An 18,154-nucleotide genomic window follows, 5' to 3' on the forward strand; every position below is an offset into this window, starting at 1 on the left:
TTATCAAAAAAACAAACTTAACCCTTTCATATAAGTAAAAGCTGATACATAATAATGTTAGTACTAAGTTAATTCTCTTTTTGCTGTTCCTATGACTATATGAAAACCCTAATCTAAGCTTAGAGGATGTAAAACATGAAGGAATTCAACAGTTTAATAAATTTTAAATTGTATCGACTCTCGATTATGCTGGTTATATCGTTAATGCTGTCAGGGCTGATCGTTGTGTATATGAGTTCGAGTGAAGTGGGGTGGGGTTTTTATCTTCATTCTCTGCTCGTTCTGTTACTGTCTTTATTATTATTGAGCTATCCAAAGAAAGAAACAATGTTTATGAGAAGCTTAATCATTCTGGTGGGAACGGTGTATTTTCATACAATTTTCATTTTATATCCAGAAACCTCATCTACACTAATATTGCTATGCTTAATGCCAGCAGCTTCTATCTTATTTTTTCAGCCCATGCTATTTTACTTCTCGCTGCTATTAAATGGATTATTTCTCACCGTTGCGTTTAGTTATATTTACTATGTTGATAAGGGAGCATTGTATCCGCATTTATACATGGATCTAATTGGCAATATAATTAACTTTCTTGGCAGTCAGGCGCTATTGTTTCTTGTTTTTTATCTGTCTGATTTACGAATTAAAAGACAACAATTGTATTATGAGCAAATTCAGCAAGCAGAGCGTTTGAAGACAGCGGGACAATTAGCAGCCGCGGTTGCCCATGAAATTAGAAATCCGATTACGGTTGTAAAAGGATTTATTCAATACTATCAAGTTGATCAATCATTAAAAAAAGAAATGAAGGATCATTTTTCCCTTATGATGGATGAATTGAAGGCTGCAGAGACCGTTATCTCAGATTTCCTGTCTATCGCCAATCCGATTAATAACAAGGACATAGATACAGTGAACGTAAAAACGGCTCTTCTTAAAGTCGCAGATTTAATCCAATCTTACGCTTTAATACAAGGCATCACGATTAAGTTAGATGTAGAAGAGGATCGATTCATTGCCTGCAACTTAATAGAGTTCAAGCAATTAATGATTAATTTATTAAAAAATGCTATTGAAGCATCTCCAATTGAAAGCTCTTTAGTTGTTACTGCTAAGAAAAGAAAAAACTGCATTGAAATAAAGGTAATTGATGAAGGAAGCGGAATGACAGAAGAAGAAATGAAATTTATCGGAACCCCTTTTTATTCGTTAAAAAATAAAGGGACTGGAATAGGTCTTATGATCTCTTTTAGCATCGTACAACATTACAATGGCAGCATTCAATTTACTAGCAACAAAGGAAAAGGAACAACTGTAACCATGAGCTTTCCTTCTAAAAAGGCAACAGCAGCTTTAGGATAGATTCTTGGAAAAAATGATGCCATTCGTTGAATAAATTTCTCGCAACGAATGGCTTTTAAAATGGAGTTTAAATAATATTTTTATTCGCTTTTGGCACGATTTTCGCTGGCATTGGTTCATGGAGCCTCCAAATGATACTGACGGGCTCGCTGCCTTCATGGCGAACATAGCTTGCGGTGCCCAAGAAAATAAACGGTGAGCCCCCTGTCCGGTATTCACGAACAAATAAGGCGATTTTGCTGTCTGTTTTCTTATGGTTGATGTAACGTTGTCCGGTTTTGCTCTCCGCTTTTGTTTGATTTTGGGATTGCCAATGAAACAGTTCGCTGTTAATCGCATAATCCTCGTACATGGTAGAAGGAGAAAAGTCTTTATCCGATTTATTTAATGTAACAAAAAAGACGTCCGTTTCGATATCAGGAAAGTACTTTACCCCAGCTTGGAGCTTTGGACTTTTTTCTTCGTTGTAGTAGCCGAAGGCTGCCATTGCTTGATCAAGCGTGTAATGAGCATGAACGCGCAAAGGTATGTCCTGGTGAAGCTCATGGGGACGTTCCAGAAAGGACAAGTGATCTAAACGAAACGTCAATAATTGAACAACCTCTTTCTTCAAGGCTGAAGTGCTAAAAATAGATTTTAGTGCCTGTTCAGTGGAATCGAATCCTTCTTTTAAAGGGTGATGGATGAAAAGAGAGTAATACAGCATCCAGACCATTCTCTTTTCTTGAGGGTTATTTGCTTCAAAAGTTTCTACATAACGCAGTAAAAATTGAATAAACGCCGCAGAATCAATGTGAAATAGTTTTCGAATCCGCTTCATCAGCTGTTTTTCTAATGGTGCCGTGTAATCCTCAGCTGCCCCTGCATCAACCTTCATTCGTTCAAATAAACGATCTCCACTGCTTCCATAAAAATTATCAAGCGTTAATTGATAATAAGTTAGAAAGTTATCCAATGTTAATAATTTTCCTGTATCTTCCTCGAAGTGCTTCATTTTTGACTGTAGATACTGTTTTGTATGTTTAACTGTTTTTATATTTCGCAGAATATATTCTTTGGCCTGTTTTTCAAGAATAAATTCACTGCCTTTAGGTGTATGAAAAAATCCTTCTTCGACATATTTTCGAATGGAGTGCTTTGTTTGTCCAATTAAGGCTCTAAACTTTTCTTCGAATGGATAATCCTTGTGAGCCTGTCCGATAAAATCAAGAGCTGTTAAACATTCTTTGTCAGGATATAAACGAAGTCCTCGTCCGAGCTGCTGTAAGAATACGGTCAAGCTTTCAGTAGGCCGTAAAAATAAAATCGTATCAATTTCTGGAATATCAATTCCCTCGTTATAGAGATCCACCACGAAAATAAAGTTGATTTCACCATTCACTAGCTTTTGTTTTGCTGCAGCTCTTACGTCTCGATTTGAACCGCCGTGCAGAGCGATCGATGGAATCCCTTTTTCATTAAAAAATTTGGCCATGTATTCGGCGTGTCGAACAGTGACGCAAAACCCTAATCCTTTTACAACTTGTATATTGGTAACGTATTTTTTTACATTTCGGACAATAAGCTCGCTTCTGTGCCGATTTCCGGTATAAACATTTTCAAGCTCTTCTAGGTCATAGCCTCTTTTAGACCATTTCAGCGCAGATAAATCGACAGAATCAGTAACAGCAAAATAATGAAATGGACTTAACAGCTTCCGGTCGATTGCTTCAGGCAGCCGCATTTCAGAGGCGATTTGATCATCAAAATAAGTCAGTACATTTTGACCATCCATACGCTCTGGCGTCGCGGTAAGTCCAAGTAAGACTTTAGGATGGTAGTGGTTTAGGAGCTTTGTATAAGTGTTCGCACTTGCATGATGAAATTCATCCACCACAATAAAATCATAAAAATCCGGCGTAGTGGAGCCTGCAATATTTTTACTGTTCCAGCTTTGGATACTCATAAAAAGATGATCCAGTGAGCGGGGAATATGCGAACCAACTAACAATTCCCCGAAGTTCTGGTTTCGTAAAATCGTTCTGTACGTTTTCAGGCTTTGCTTTAAAATTTCTTCCCTATGGGCGATAAATAAGAATTTTGCTTTAGGGTACTGCTTATAGAAGCGCTGAAAGTCGAAAGCAGAGATGACCGTTTTTCCTACGCCTGTTGCGGCAACGACCAGGTTGCGCGTTCTCCCGTAGTGTACACGTTCTGCTTCGAGTGCTTCTAGAATCTCTTGCTGGTAGGAATAAGGACGAACGTCTAGCACGTATTCCTCGTTTGTTTCAGCGGCTAGCGGCTTACTTAATGATAGCTTTAAATTCCTCCAATCATCGGGGTTATCTTTAGAGATCAATTTAAAATCAGTATCATTCCAATAGCTTTCAAAGGTTGCTTCAAATTTTTTTAGAACGTCAAAGGATTCCTTTTCGGTGATTTTTAAGTTCCATTCAAGACCGGATGTAAGAGCAGGATTTGATAAATTAGAAGAGCCGATATAAGCCGTACTAAACCCGGTATTTCGTTTGAAAAGGTATGCTTTTGCATGCAGCCGTGTGCGTTCTTTATCATAAGAAATACGAATCTCTGTGTTATTTAATTTACTTAATTCCTCAATTGCTTTAAAATCTGTCGCTTCCATATAGGAAGTGGTAATAATCCGAAGCTTCCCGCCGCGATCTTCTGTAAAGTGACGCAGCTCCTCCATTATAATGCGAAGACCGGACCACTTAATGAAGGAGATCAGCCAGTCGATCGAGTCTGATGTCATGATCTCTTTTCGCAATTCCTCAAGCATATTTGGTTCGTATTGGGATCCCGTAAACAAAGAGGTCTGACTCAAAGGTGTGATAGGCCGAAGCGGCTTGTCCTTACGCAAAATCCTTGCTGTATTTAATTTATGATAAATAGATGTTAGGATGTCGCCTTTTTCTTCTATCTGCAGCGATCGGAACTCATCGTTGCCAAGAGACCGGCTAAGTAAATCTATGACTTCATTACACACTTGAATTTGATCGAGCAGAGCGTCTCCACCTTTTTTGTTATGATCACGAATGAACGATAATGCTTTGCGTGTAACTGTTGAGATGTAGGAGGCTAATAACTTACGTGCCTCTTCGACATCTAATCGTTCTGTCTCGATATCAAATTCATCAGGTGACAATTGTGTGAGTTGACGTCTTACCTTTTTATTGATGATTTCCTCATAAATCCCCTCGTACATTCTCCCACCGCCTTCTTCATTCGACCTTACCATAGGAATGATAATGGCAAAAGACTAAATGACCGATATTCGTTGTTTCCTAGAAATCTTCAGTATTTTTATCACGATTTACATTTGTAAAATATAGCTATTTTTTCATAAAATTCTCATTTTTTTCACAGCGCTTCTTCATAATAGAAAAATAATATATAAAGTATCACTCACATGAGGAGAAAAACTTGCAATCTAATAACGAAAAGGGGGACAGAGACAATTCACTCATGGGAATGTGGGGTCCATTTCGAGGAGAGGAATGATGGAGATGGTTTTAGAGATTTTTAACAGAAGAGAGCAAAAGTATTTAATTTCCCGAAATCAGTATGAGCTTCTGGTTGAGCAAATGGGTCCGTATATGCGGCCGGACAAATTTGGAGTAGAGGGCAGGTATACGGTGACGAGTCTGTATTTTGAAAATCCTGAGCACAGAATTTATTTTGAAACGAAAAATAAGCTGAGGTTTCGGCAAAAGCTAAGGCTCAGAATCTATGATGATACAGATATTGATGGGGTCGCTTTTTTTGAGGTGAAGCAAAAGCACAATAATGTCGTCAATAAAAGAAGAATGGTGATTCCTTTGGCTGAAGCCTATCGTTATTTAAATAACTCTTCAGAAAACTTGGCATGCAGCTATGAAACATGGAATGAGCAGGTGATGAAGGAGATTCATCATTTTCGCAGACTTTATGAATTGTATCCTGAAATGGTGGTCAGCTATGACCGTCATGTCTTCCATTCGATTACCGATCCTGATCTACGCGTAACGTTCGACTTAAACCTGCGCTGCCGCAACGAAGATTTAAGGATCGAGAATGGTCCATATGGAGAAAATTTTATCGATCAAGATTTGGCTGTACTAGAAGTAAAGGTGAAGCACAGCGTTCCCTTATGGCTGACACGGATCCTGCAGGATCTTGAGTGTGAGCAAAGGAGCGCATCAAAGTTTTGTACCAGCCTGGAGCTGTTAAAAGAGGAAGTGCTGCCAGTTAATGTGACGAAAGAAACCGTAACGATTGGAGGAGTATAAATTGGAACCGTTAAACAATTTATTTACATTTGGGGGAGCAGCAGAATCGTCGCTATGGATGACGATTTTTGCGATGGTCTCAGCGGCAGGTCTTAGCTTAATTATTACACAGCTTTACCAGATTACATTTACGGGAGAGCGTTATTCTCAGGCCTTCGTTCATACCATCGTTATGATGAGTGTTGTCGTATCAGTTGTGATGAATGTGGTCAGTGGAAACGCAGGTGTGGCATTTGGTCTTTTTGCCGTCTTTTCACTGATTCGCTTCCGAAGTGCTGTGACAGATGCAAAGGACATTGCATATATATTCTTTGGGCTATGCGTTGGAATGACGTGCGGCTTATACGAGATAGGGCTTGCGGTTATGTTAACCTGTTTCGCCAGCGTTGTTTTTTATTTGTTATATAAATTTGATTATGGCAAAGGGAAGGATACCCAAATTTTAAAAATCACGGTCCCGGAAAACTTAAATCACGAAAATCTTTTTGACGATATACTTAAACATCACACTGATCATCATGTTCTTCGTCAGGTCGAAACGACGAATCTTGGTACGATGATCCTTTACACATTTGCAATAAGAAGTAATAATGACACTATTGATCAGGACTTATTAAATGTAATTCGAGAAAGAAATGCTAATTTAAAGGTTTCACTTTCTTATATGCAGACGGCTGACTAAAGCAGTAGAGATCGTCGTTGAAATTAAAATTATAGACTTTTGTGTGTTTACTGCAGGCTTATTCTGGAAATGGTATATAAACGCCCAGGAAAGGATGAGTTCTAATGGCTACAGTAACAGCAGGCTTTCAAGTGCTTCCAAATGGTAAGGATGTAAATACACATGGTGTAATTCCACAGGTTATTGAGGTTGTGAAGGAGTCAGGGCTCAAGTATCACGTTGGTCCCATGGAAACGGTAATTGAAGGACAGCTGCATGAAGTATTTGCATTAATTAAGCTGGCGCAGCAGGTGGGAATTGATGCAGGGGCAAATGAGGTCATTACGACGATCAAGATTCATTACAAACCAGAGGGCGTATCCATTGAAGAAAAGATGAAGCATATTGGTGAATAAAGCAAGCTTGAGGCTGTCCTATAAATCGATGGGCAGTCTTTTTTGGTGGGATAAAGCAGTATTTGTATTTGAGGAAGGGCCCATAAATACTGAAGGAAGTTTATATGCCATTGAGCACCTATAGTAAGGAGATTTTCGTCAGCTATTTTCAAGTAGGTTTCGGGTTGACTCCGTTATTTGGAAATACCTTTTCCGATAGAGAAGGACCATGTAGATAGAAAGAGAGTGATTTGTCAAATAATTTTCACATAAAAATGATTATTCATATAATCATTGCTATAACTAACATTACTAGGTGATATAATTGCCAGTTTACTTAATTAATAATGCTTTCATATCAAGTCTCTGAAAGATTTTACATTAAATCAGTTATCAGAATCTTATGTAAATACTGATTTCGTGATATACTAATTCGACATTGAAAGAACCTATTCATTGAGAAGGCGTTTACCCCCTTCATGCGTACAATTGGTGATCTTTCAAGATGAAGAGAAAGGGGACGTTGTCATGAAAAAAAACGGATATCCTGTTCCGCAAGGTTTATATGATCCATCACAAGAGCATGAGGCATGCGGAATTGGGATGATTGCAAACATTAACGGTGAAAAAACGCACAGCATAGTTCAAAATGCGATTAATATCCTTTGTAATTTAGAGCATCGTGGAGGGCAGTCTGCCGATACGAGTACGGGTGATGGTGCCGGTATTCTGACGCAGATTCCTCATCGCTTTTTTCAGAAGCAGTGTGAGAAAGAAAACATTACACTGCCTAGAGAAGGAGAATATGGGATCGGAATGGTGTTTCTCCCAAAGGATCACGATACACGCATGAAGAGTAAAGAGATTTTCGAAGCAATTATTAAAGAAGAAGGTCAACAATTTTTGGGTTGGAGACCCGTCCCGGTAAATGATTCCTTCGTTGGAAAAGTGGCGACCAAAACAAAACCGTTTATTCGTCAAGTATTCATTGCTGCAGGCGAAGAGATTACAGATCAATTAGCTTTTGAACGGAAATTGTATGTAATCCGCAAACGTGTCGAGAAAGAAATGGCGAGTATGCCTGGATATGAGGATGTATACATCAGCAGTTTGTCAACAAACACAATTGTGTACAAAGGCATGCTTATCCCCGAACAGCTCGACTCCTTTTATATCGATTTGAATCACCCTGAGTTTAAAAGCGCATTAGCACTTGTTCATTCACGTTTCAGTACAAACACTTTCCCGAGCTGGAAACGATCGCATCCAAACCGCTATTCCATTCATAACGGTGAGTTTAATACAATTCGCGGTAATGTGAACTGGATGCGGGCTCGTGAGCAGCTTGCAAAGTCTGAGCTTTTTACGGATGAAGACTTCCAGAAGATCCTGCCAGTAATCGACGATGACGGCAGTGACTCCTCAATGTTCGATAACTGTTTTGAATTCCTGCATCTTTCCGGTCGTTCGCTTGCTCACTCCGCGATGATGATGGTGCCAGAGCCATGGGCGAACGATGACACGATTAAAGCAGAAAAAAGAGATTTTTATGAGTTTCATAGTACGTTAATGGAACCGTGGGATGGTCCGGCAGCACTTGTATTCACAGATGGAAAGCAAATCGCAGCATGTTTAGACCGAAATGGTCTGCGCCCAGCACGCTACTACGTGACTAAAAGCGGGATGATTGTGCTTGGATCTGAAGTGGGTGCATTAGATATTTTTGCAGATGATATTGAATATAAAGAGCGCTTAAATCCTGGAAAAATGCTTCTCGTAGATTTAGAGAAAGGTACAATCATTCCGGATGAGGAAATCAAACTGCAAATTGCAGCCGAGCAGCCATACAAAGAATGGCTTACGAACATGGTGGACTTGGAGGATGTACCGGAGGCAGAGGAAGGCTCTCCGGCACTTGATGGAGAACAGCTTATTGAGCAGCAGCTGGCGTTTGGCTATACAAGAGAAGAGCTGAACAAAATTCTTAAGCCTTTGGTAACGGATGGAAAAGATCCAGTCGGTTCAATGGGCTATGATTCTCCGCTTGCTGTTTTATCGAAAAAGCCGCAGCTTCTTTATAACTACTTCAAGCAGCTGTTCGCTCAAGTGACGAATCCGCCAATTGATGCCATTCGTGAGCAAATTATTACGATGGTAGAAACAACAATTGGCTCAGAGGGCAATCTTGTAAATCCTGGACCGGAAAGCTCCAAGCATATTCGATTGAAAACCCCGATTTTAACAAATGGTCAGCTGGAAAAACTTCGCCAGCAAAATCTCGAGGGATTTAGTGCGGCTAGACTATCAACCTTGTTTGATGCTGAAGAAGGGAAGATGGAGCAGGCACTTGAAGTTTTATTTGAAAAAGCAGACCGAGAAGTAAACGAAGGGAAGACACTGCTGATCTTGTCAGATCGAGGTGTTAATGAAGATCATGCGGCAATCCCGGCCCTATTGGCGGTCTCAGGCTTGCATCATCATTTAATCCGCCAAGGAACCCGTACGACGGTCAGTATTTTGATTGAAACAGGCGAACCAAGAGAGGTTCATCATTTTGCAGCGCTTCTTGGTTATGGTGCCGAAGGAATTAACCCATACCTTGCATATGATTCGATTCGCGGGCTTATGAATAATGGAGAAATCAGTATTGTCTCATTTGAGGAAGCCGTGGATCAATATATTCATGCTGTAACAGATGGTGTTATAAAAGTATTGTCGAAAATGGGGATTTCAACTATTCAAAGCTACCGAGGAGCACAGATTTTTGAAGCGGTCGGTATCCATATGGATGTGATTGACAAGTACTTCACCCGCACATCTTCAAAATTAGGCGGCATTGGCATCGATATCATTGAAAAAGAAGTTTTAATGAGACATAGCGCTGCTTACCAGCATGACAGAGGAGGAGCACCTGTGCTGGATTCAGGAGATGAATTCCAATATCGTCAAAACGGTGAAGACCATCAATACAATCCAAGCACGATCCATACGCTCCAGCATGCGTGCCGTACAAATAATTATGATGTCTTCAAAAAATATTCAAGGCTATTAACGGATGAAACGAATAATCTGCAGTCCCTGCGCGGTCTTCTTAGCTTTAAGAAAAGATCTTCTGTTCCGATTGAAGAGGTAGAATCCATCGAATCCATTTGCAGACGATTTAAAACAGGCGCAATGTCTTACGGCTCCATTAGTCAGGAAGCCCATGAAGCACTTGCGATTGCGATGAACCGTATAGGTGGGAGAAGCAATACGGGTGAAGGCGGGGAAGATCCTAATCGATTTACACCTGATGCAAATGGAGATTCGAGAAGAAGCGCCATTAAACAGGTGGCGTCAGGCCGTTTTGGCGTGACCAGTCATTACCTAGTCAATGCAGATGAAATTCAGATAAAAATTGCACAAGGAGCGAAGCCTGGAGAAGGCGGACATCTTCCTGGAAAAAAAGTTTATCCATGGATTGCAGAGGTACGAGGATCCACACCGGGTGTGGAATTAATATCTCCGCCGCCTCATCATGATATTTACTCCATTGAAGATCTTGCGGAGCTTATTCATAACTTAAAGAATGCTAACCCAAGTGCGCGCATCAGCGTGAAACTTGTTTCTGCGGTGGGTGTTGGAACAATTGCAGCAGGTGTGGCAAAAGGACGTGCGGATCTCGTTTTGATAAGTGGATATGATGGCGGAACCGGAGCCGCCCCTAGAACGAGCCTTAAGCATACTGGACTGCCATGGGAAATCGGCTTGGCAGAAACGCATCAAACCCTTTTATTGAACGGTCTGCGTGATCGTATCGTTGTTGAGACGGACGGGAAAATGATGACGGGAAGAGACGTTATTATGGCTACACTGCTTGGTGCTGAGGAATATGGCTTCTCTACTGCCCCTCTTGTCGTGTTGGGCTGCGTCATGATGCGCGTCTGTCATTTGGATACATGTCCGGTTGGCGTTGCAACACAAAACCCTGAATTAAGAAAGAAATTCACGGGAGATGCGGAGCATGTGGCGAACTTTATGCGCTTTATTGCAACAGAAACGAGAGAGCTAATGGCAGAATTGGGCTTTAGAACCATCACTGAAATGATCGGAAGAACAGACGTATTAGAAGTAAATAAAACAATTGATCATTGGAAAGTAAATGGAATTGATCTATCTGCACTCCTTTATCAGCCGGATTTACCGCCTAAGGTAGGCCGCTATGCAATGGTTGAACAAGATCACGGCTTAGAGAAAACACTGGATTACCAAGAGCTAATTCCGAACTTAAGAAGAGCCATCGAGCATCAGGAGCCTGTTGAATTTACGACAGCGATTCGTAATATCAACCGCGTGACTGGTACGATGCTTGGGAGTGAAATTACAAGACGCTATGGTGAAAAAGGGTTGCCGGAAGACACCATCCGTTTAACGTTAAAAGGCTCTGCAGGTCAAAGCTTTGGCGCCTTTATTCCACCAGGTATAACACTAAGGCTTGTCGGCGATTCCAATGATTTTGTCGGAAAAGGGCTATCAGGAGGGAAAATAATCGTCCATCCTGACCCAGTTGTCACCTTCCCGCCGGAAAAGAACATTATTATTGGAAACGTAGCCTTTTATGGAGCATCTGCCGGAGAAGCGTATATCTATGGTATTGCGGGAGAGCGTTTCTGTGTTCGAAACAGTGGCGCGAGCGTTGTGGTTGAAGGTGTAGGCGATCATGGCTGTGAGTATATGACTGGCGGTAAAGTAGTTATTTTAGGCTCAACAGGCCGTAATTTTGCGGCAGGAATGTCAGGCGGCATCGCGTATGTGTTCGATGAGGATGATACGTTTAAAGTGAAATGCAATCAAGAGCTTGTTCATGTTCAGCCTTTAGCAGATCAAACAGAAATCGATGACCTCTACAAAATGATCGAAAAACATGTTGAATATACAAATAGCTCAAATGGAAAGAGAATATTAGCGTATTGGGACACATATGTGACCCAATTTGTACGTGTTATTCCGAAATCGTATTTGAAAATTCAAGACAGAATTAAGGCGTTAAAGGACAGCGGGTTAGATAAATTTGATGCTGAGATGATGGCATTTGAAGAAAGCAAGAAAGAAAAAGAACTTCAAAAATTGTAAAGGGATAAGGGAGGGGATACCATGGGGAAACCGACTGGATTTATGGAATACGAGCGCCAATCGCAGCATGAGCGCAATCCTGACGAGAGAACGAATGACTGGGCAGATTATACACTCCCAATGTCTGCGGAAGAAATTAAACAACAGGGTGCACGATGTATGGATTGCGGCGTTCCAACATGTCACACCGGCACAGAAATCAACGGTGTGACTACTGGGTGTCCTGTCTATCATCTAATTCCGGAGTGGAATGATCTTGTCTACCAGGGACAGTGGAAGGAAGCATTAAAACGTGAGCACCAAATGAATAACTTTCCTGAGTTTACGGGCTTTGCCTGCCCTGCTCCATGTGAAGGTGCATGTGTTCTTGGAATAAATGAGCCTCCTGTTGCGATCCGTACGGTGGAACGCTCCATTATAGAAAAGGGCTTTGCAGAAGGCTGGGTCGTGCCTGAACCGCCTGAAAAGCGCACAGGCAAAAAAGTTGCTGTCATCGGCTCTGGACCAGCAGGGCTAGCTGCGGCTGCCCAGCTTAACAAGGCGGGCCATTGGGTCACTGTTTTTGAACGCCATGACCGTATAGGAGGCCTTCTAACGTATGGTATTCCTGAAATGAAGCTGCCTTATTCTGTTGTAAAACGACGTGTGAATCTGCTTGAACAAGAAGGGATAACATTTGTAACGAATACAGAGGTTGGAAAGAATTATCCTGTTGATAAGCTGAAAGAGGAATTTGATGCGGTCATTCTTTGCGGCGGCGCAACCGTTCACCGGGATGTTGCTGTAGAAGGAAGAGAGCTGAAGGGAATCCACTATGCAATGGACTTCCTGCACGCGAATACGAAAAGCCTGCTGGATTCCAATTTGGAAGATGGCAACTATTTATCAGCTGAAGGAAAAGATGTTATTGTCATTGGCGGCGGAGACACAGGCACTGACTGTCTCGCAACATCAATCAGACATAATTGCAAGAGCTTAACGCAATTCGATATTTATGATAAAAAAGGATCCATTCGCGATGCTCTAGGCAACCCATGGCCGCAATATCCAATCATTCACCGTATTGAATACGGTCAGAAGGAAGCCGCAAGCAAATTTGGCGATGATCCTCGCGCCTTTGCTGTTATGACAAAGAAATTTGTTGGAGACGAAAATGGCCACGTAAAAGAAGTGCATACCATCAATGTAAAGCTGCGTATTGATGAAGAAGGGAACCGCATTCGCGAGGAAATCCCGGGTACCGAGAAAGTCTGGCATGCAAACCTTGTGCTGCTGGCTATTGGATTCAGCGGACCTGAGCAAGGGCTTCTTCAGCAGCTTGCTATCGAAACAAATACGAACTCGACCGTAAAAGCGGAGTACGGAAAATATGCTACAAACGTAGACGGGATCTTCTCAGCAGGCGATATGCGCCGTGGGCAAAGCCTCATCGTATGGGCGATTAACGAAGGAAGAGAAGTCGCAAGAGAGTGTGATCGATATTTGATGGGAGCTACTGTGCTGCCGTAGGTTAAGAATGAATATGATCCTAGTAATGACGATTTTACCCAAAACAAAACGCCATTCGAAAAAATCGAATGGCGTTTTGTTTTTATAGTGGAATGGTTACTTTACTGTTTTTTTCATCGGCATGATTTGGAATGTAGTCAGTTTGTTTGAGTAAATAAGTAAGGTATGTATTCAATTCAAACTGATCCTCGTTAACAAAATCATTCAGCATCATTTTATTTTCCTTTGACATATTATAATGCCTCCTTCGTTCATTCTCTTTGTACTTATAATGACCAGATTAGGAGGTTTTTAAACATGTAAGCTTGGAAAATACGTATTTTTTCCTAGATTTATGCCGATGGTACGACTTGCCATAAGGAATAGCTGTCTAAACAAACATCGGGAGCTATTAGTAATAAAGCTTGTCCATCGCGCCTGCATTGGATAAATAAGCGATTCTGAGCTGATAAAATCTTCTAATCTCTCTCAACTCCATAAAACAGAAGCCGAAACAGGCCTCTGTTTAAAGTAATTCTTCTCCCCGAAGTACGCCTTCAATACCGAGCCGAGCTTGCTTTACCACATCCTGGAGCCACTTTTTATCAACAGGATAAAACATAGCTCGAAATTCATTTAAAATGTTTTCGATATCATCTTCATTTTCAGCTCCATCCCAATAGAGATGGTTTTCCAAAATAATAGTCATAAACTCTCTAAGCTCTGCTTTTTTATCTGTTCCGAATGTGCCAAATTCAAATAAGGCAGAAAACAAATACCTTTCAGGAAAGTCTTGGTTTTTTATTTCGTGAAAATAGTTGGTCGAATCTCCCTTTACATCATGCGGGCTGAATTTCTGTATATTTTTCAGCCCATATTTATCTTTCATTTCTTCAGCTTCACGCGAGTCGATTTCTGACATTACCATCGTGATTTCGTTACTTGGGCCAAGCGCTGTATGCCAGTCCATATGAATAATTCGCTGGAATGTTTGAAGAAGCTTTTTCTGAACCTTTTTTAAAAATATTGCAGAATCTTCTTCAAAGGCGCCTCCATAGTAAACGCCCTTTTCAAATTGAAATTGTCCCATTCCTTTTGCTTCGGTGATCCCGCTGTAGCCCTCTGCAGCAAGCGCCTTGACGAGCTGTGCATGAAGCTTCTTCTTTTCTGCTTTTAAGCTGGTAATTTTTCCTGCCGGCAAAAATAATGCTGCTTCATTTTCATAATGCTTATTTACGTCCACAGGTACAGAAGAGCGGTCTAAAAAATAGTTCCGGTTTAGATCAACATTATTCTCAGTAACACGCCGGAAATGGCGCATCCCCCACGGATTAAGTGCATGAATCAAGCAAATACCTGTCGTCTCAGGGTTTAATTTTGATAAATATTCATCGGTAAACAAATGAATGACTGCAGCCCCTGTATAGCCCTCAATACCATGCTCACCGGATGTAAAAAAGAGCACCTGATCATTAGTTGTCCTTGCTTCAGAGTAAATCATATCAATTGTATTGTCTTTTTCTTGTCCGATTTTTTCTGTGGTTAACTGTGCATCCGGCCACAATTCTTTTATTTTTTCTAGATGACTGCGGAATGCTGCACGCGATTCTTCATAGTTGGTTGCAAAATACTTTTTATAAACCTCCATTGTAACCATCCTTTCCACTCTTTTTTCTTTGCTTTCCACTTTCAAACCAAATAAAACATTGCCAAATCTATTAAAAATATATAAAAATTCGGTAAATTCAGTTTGTAATTTAAAAGATGGGGTACGAAGATAGTGATCGTTGTACATATTTTTTTAAGGAAAGGGAGGAAAGCCGAAATGAATGAAAACAGCAAAAATGAACAGCTGGAACAGTATAGAGTGGACGATTCTGGTAAAAAGATGACGACCAATCAGGGGTTAAAGGTGTCGGAGGATGAATTTTCCCTGAAAGCGGGAGAACGAGGACCAACCTTAATGGAGGATTTTCATTTCCGCGAAAAAATGACTCACTTTGATCACGAACGAATCCCTGAAAGAATCGTTCATGCACGCGGATTTGCTGCTCATGGTGTCTTTGAGCTATATGAGCCGATGAAAGAATACACGAAAGCCGGATTTCTTCAGGACCCTTCAAAGAAAACACCTGTCTTTGTCCGTTTTTCTACTGTTGCAGGCTCAAGAGGGTCAGCTGAGACAGTAAGGGATGCACGCGGGTTTGCGACGAAATTTTATACTGAGGAAGGCAATTATGATTTAGTCGGAAACAATATCCCAGTCTTTTTTATACAGGATGCCATAAAGTTTCCCGATTTAGTACATGCAATAAAACCGGAGCCTCATAATGAAATTCCGCAGGCCGCGACTGCTCACGATACGTTTTGGGATTTCATAGCAAATAATCAGGAATCGGCTCACATGGTAATGTGGGCCATGTCAGACCGCGCGATTCCGAGAAGTTTCCGCATGATGGAGGGCTTTGGCGTTCACACATTCCGCTTTGTGAATGGGGAAGGAAAAGCTCATTTTGTAAAATTCCACTGGAAGCCGGTGCTTGGCACACATTCACTTGTATGGGATGAGGCTCAAAAGATTTCCGGTAAAGACCCGGACTTCCACCGAAGGGATTTGTCAGAAGCGATAGATAATGGTGACTTCCCAGAATATGAACTTGGCGTGCAGCTAATAAAAGAGGAGGATGAATTCAGCTTTGATTTTGATGTCCTTGATCCAACGAAGCTTTGGCCGGAAGAGGATGTGCCAGTAAAAATTATTGGAAAAATGACATTGAACCGCAATGTTGATAATGTATTTGCTGAAACAGAGCAGGTTGCATTTCATCCTGGTCATGTTGTACCGGGAATTGATTTTACCAATGATCCGCTGCTCCAGGGCCGCCTATTCTCTTATACAGATACGCAGCTAATTCGTCTTGGGGGCCCGAATTTCCATGAGCTGCCAATTAACCGCCCTGTTTGCCCGTTTCATAATAATCAGCGTGATGGTTATGGACGCCATACGATTAACAAAGGTCAAGTAAGCTATCACAAAAATTCGCTTGCTGCCAACACGCCGGCTCCTGCAAGCGAAGAAGAAGGCGGCTATGTACACTATCAGGAAAAGGTGGAAGGGCGTAAGGTGCGTACGCGAAGTGAAAGCTTTAAAGATCATTTTTCTCAGGCAACCATGTTTTGGAACAGTATGAGCGAACCTGAAAAAGAGCATATCATTCAAGCATTCAGCTTTGAACTTGGAAAAGTAAAGAGCAAATCCGTTCAGCAGCAGGTCGTTAATATGTTTGCCAACGTAAACCTTGATCTTGCTAAAGGTTTTGCGGAAGCAATTGGAGCCAATCCTCCTGAGAACGGGGAATCAGATGTGTCGAAATCTTCTCCAGCGTTAAGTCAGGAAAACACGAAGAAAAAGCCTTCGACAAGAAAAGTGGGAGTTATTATTGGCAGCAATTTTAATGCTCCTGAAGTAACGAGCGTATTAAATGCATTGAAAGAGGAAGGTGTCCAGGCAGAGATGATCAGTGATAAGCTTGGGAAGAAAAAAGGCTCTGACGGAACAGAGCTAGAAATTGATCATACATTCCTAACGGCTGATTCTGTTTTATTCGATGCGATCTATGTAGTGGGAGGAAGCGACGGAAATAAAAAATTCATCAAGGACACAGCTTATTTTATTAACGAAGCCTTCTCTCATTATAAGCCGATTGGTGCAACCCACGAAGGGAAGAAATGGCTGGAAGCAAACGAAATTAAAGACAGCCCGGGTGTTGTGCACGGAGATGATATGAACGAGTTTGCGGAAAGTTTTATTGCTGCTATTGCTGAGCATCGCTATTGGGATCGTAAGGTAGTATAAAATTCTTTAAGAATGCTGTCCATCAATTTGGTGGACAGCATTGTTTTGTAGGCTGGATGGAGTTTACGCCCATAAACTATTCACAAAGGCCCGCAAATTCTAAATGTATGTTTACAAACGAACCCTCGCATAAAAACAAACCCGATCTCAAGCCAAAAAAAGCTCAAACATCATTTTGGTTTGTTTAAAGCTTATTTACCGACAATGTTCCACATGAAACAATTTATTTCTCTTTAATTCGCTTCATCCCTTCCTCTGTTACAGCAAAACCTCTTAGTAAGGTTTTAATCTTCTCTACTTTTCTGAAACGTAAGGCAGACCAGTTCTCATCAATAGCAATTTGTCTGACTGGTTCGAACCCTTCATCAGCAAGCAAGCGTGCCACAGTCTCACGGTTGCAATCCGAGACTTTATAGGTTTTCGAACACTTCTTTCTTAGGAGGACAGCAAAGCCAAAGCAAGCCAACCTAACTCACAGCGTCTGCAGCGATTCGTGCTAAAACTATTTTGGTGCTACAGGGTTATACCGACCGCCTGCTTTTATTTATCAGTGATTGATAGCAATTTTGATGAATTATATGAAGAGTATTTAATTAATTCAAATATCAGTAAAAAAGAATTAGAAATTTAAATTGAATGGAAGGATGTTTACTCAGAAATGGTCCTTATAAAAATGGATTTATTTATGAAAGATCAGGAAGCAAACCAGATCAAGAGATTGTGGATCAGATCGTATCTGATTTAGAGGGGACGTGGAATCTGCCGCATGGATTATCTAGTGTTTTGTTGCTGATAAAAGGAGTGGTATTGGAGCAAAAGAAAGCATAATCATAGTATAAAACGATAGCGGCTAGTACATATTCCAATTGATAATACGAGAATTTTATAGAACATAAGTATCGTTATACAAAATAAAAATGGGTAAAATAATCGTTGCTTTAAATTAATCTTAATAACGATCTTCCAATTATAATTCTTAGAAAAGCTTCTGCTAAAATGGATATAAAAG

General features: G+C 40.9%; 12 protein-coding genes. 8 read left to right on the forward strand and 4 right to left on the reverse strand.

What is annotated here, in order from left to right; genetic code table 11:
- Window positions 1-135: 135 nt before the first annotated feature.
- Window positions 136-1,365 carry a sensor histidine kinase gene (locus KP78_RS03590; RefSeq protein WP_041086397.1) on the forward strand — a complete coding sequence of 410 codons (1,230 nt, stop codon included), beginning with the start codon at window positions 136-138 and terminating at the stop codon, window positions 1,363-1,365.
- A gap of 67 nt (window positions 1,366-1,432) precedes the next feature.
- Here KP78_RS03590 and KP78_RS03595 read toward each other — a convergent pair whose 3' ends face one another.
- A complete protein-coding gene (locus KP78_RS03595) occupies window positions 1,433-4,570 on the reverse strand; it encodes a DEAD/DEAH box helicase (protein WP_041086399.1) in 3,138 nt (1,045 codons plus the stop codon).
- A 295-nt stretch (window positions 4,571-4,865) separates the two neighbouring features.
- Here KP78_RS03595 and KP78_RS03600 point away from each other — a divergent pair, with 295 nt between their 5' ends.
- The 5 genes from KP78_RS03600 (at window position 4,866) to KP78_RS03620 (ending at window position 13,310) form a co-directional block, all read left to right on the forward strand.
- Window positions 4,866-5,633 carry a polyphosphate polymerase domain-containing protein gene (locus tag KP78_RS03600; RefSeq protein WP_235420827.1) on the forward strand — a complete coding sequence of 256 codons (768 nt, stop codon included), beginning with the start codon at window positions 4,866-4,868 and terminating at the stop codon, window positions 5,631-5,633.
- A gap of 1 nt (window position 5,634) precedes the next feature.
- Entirely contained in the window at window positions 5,635-6,315 is a 681-nt protein-coding gene (locus tag KP78_RS03605) for a DUF4956 domain-containing protein (RefSeq protein WP_235420828.1), read from the forward strand.
- Window positions 6,316-6,419: 104 nt separating this feature from the next.
- Window positions 6,420-6,710: a thiamine-binding protein gene (locus tag KP78_RS03610; protein ID WP_041086400.1), complete on the forward strand. Its 291-nt coding sequence runs from the start codon at window positions 6,420-6,422 to the stop codon at window positions 6,708-6,710.
- Window positions 6,711-7,217: 507 nt separating this feature from the next.
- On the forward strand, window positions 7,218-11,801 hold the full coding sequence (gene gltB / locus KP78_RS03615) for a glutamate synthase large subunit (protein WP_041086401.1): 4,584 nt from the start codon (window positions 7,218-7,220) through the stop codon (window positions 11,799-11,801).
- Window positions 11,802-11,822: 21 nt separating this feature from the next.
- Window positions 11,823-13,310, forward strand: coding sequence for a glutamate synthase subunit beta (locus KP78_RS03620; RefSeq protein ID WP_041086403.1), 1,488 nt, complete (start codon window positions 11,823-11,825; stop codon window positions 13,308-13,310).
- 82 nt (window positions 13,311-13,392) lie between these two features.
- On the opposite strand, the gene KP78_RS20250 is transcribed toward KP78_RS03620, so the two are convergent.
- The gene (locus KP78_RS20250; protein ID WP_162835567.1) at window positions 13,393-13,542 is read right to left on the reverse strand and encodes a hypothetical protein; all 150 of its coding nucleotides are present in this window, start codon (window positions 13,540-13,542) and stop codon (window positions 13,393-13,395) included.
- A gap of 273 nt (window positions 13,543-13,815) precedes the next feature.
- Window positions 13,816-14,946, reverse strand: coding sequence for a M14 family metallopeptidase (locus KP78_RS03625; protein ID WP_235420829.1), 1,131 nt, complete (start codon window positions 14,944-14,946; stop codon window positions 13,816-13,818).
- 168 nt (window positions 14,947-15,114) lie between these two features.
- Here KP78_RS03625 and KP78_RS03630 point away from each other — a divergent pair, with 168 nt between their 5' ends.
- A complete protein-coding gene (locus KP78_RS03630) occupies window positions 15,115-17,145 on the forward strand; it encodes a catalase (RefSeq protein WP_041086407.1) in 2,031 nt (676 codons plus the stop codon).
- A gap of 223 nt (window positions 17,146-17,368) precedes the next feature.
- On the opposite strand, the gene KP78_RS21045 is transcribed toward KP78_RS03630, so the two are convergent.
- On the reverse strand, window positions 17,369-17,530 hold the full coding sequence (locus KP78_RS21045) for a hypothetical protein (RefSeq protein WP_162835568.1): 162 nt from the start codon (window positions 17,528-17,530) through the stop codon (window positions 17,369-17,371).
- Window positions 17,531-17,781: 251 nt separating this feature from the next.
- Between KP78_RS21045 and KP78_RS03640 the strand changes: the two genes are divergently transcribed.
- The gene (locus KP78_RS03640) at window positions 17,782-17,973 is read left to right on the forward strand and encodes a hypothetical protein (RefSeq protein WP_041086409.1); all 192 of its coding nucleotides are present in this window, start codon (window positions 17,782-17,784) and stop codon (window positions 17,971-17,973) included.
- The last annotated feature ends 181 nt before the right edge of the window (window positions 17,974-18,154 follow it).

Origin of the sequence: Jeotgalibacillus soli, from assembly GCF_000829435.1 — a bacterium.
Lineage (GTDB): Bacteria > Bacillota > Bacilli > Bacillales > Jeotgalibacillaceae > Jeotgalibacillus > Jeotgalibacillus soli.

Bases quoted from the DNA above. Each gene is read 5' to 3' on its own strand.
- gltB (WP_041086401.1), top strand. From the start codon at position 7,218: ATGAAAAAAAACGGATATCCTGTTCCGCAAGGTTTATATGATCCATCA.
- KP78_RS20250 (WP_162835567.1), bottom strand. From the start codon at position 13,542: ATGTCAAAGGAAAATAAAATGATGCTGAATGATTTTGTTAACGAGGAT.
- KP78_RS03630 (WP_041086407.1), top strand. From the start codon at position 15,115: ATGAATGAAAACAGCAAAAATGAACAGCTGGAACAGTATAGAGTGGAC.
- KP78_RS03600 (WP_235420827.1), top strand. From the start codon at position 4,866: ATGGAGATGGTTTTAGAGATTTTTAACAGAAGAGAGCAAAAGTATTTA.
- KP78_RS03620 (WP_041086403.1), top strand. From the start codon at position 11,823: ATGGGGAAACCGACTGGATTTATGGAATACGAGCGCCAATCGCAGCAT.
- KP78_RS03640 (WP_041086409.1), top strand. From the start codon at position 17,782: ATGGAAGGATGTTTACTCAGAAATGGTCCTTATAAAAATGGATTTATT.
- KP78_RS03590 (WP_041086397.1), top strand. From the start codon at position 136: ATGAAGGAATTCAACAGTTTAATAAATTTTAAATTGTATCGACTCTCG.
- KP78_RS03625 (WP_235420829.1), bottom strand. From the start codon at position 14,946: ATGGTTACAATGGAGGTTTATAAAAAGTATTTTGCAACCAACTATGAA.
- KP78_RS03610 (WP_041086400.1), top strand. From the start codon at position 6,420: ATGGCTACAGTAACAGCAGGCTTTCAAGTGCTTCCAAATGGTAAGGAT.
- KP78_RS03595 (WP_041086399.1), bottom strand. From the start codon at position 4,570: ATGTACGAGGGGATTTATGAGGAAATCATCAATAAAAAGGTAAGACGT.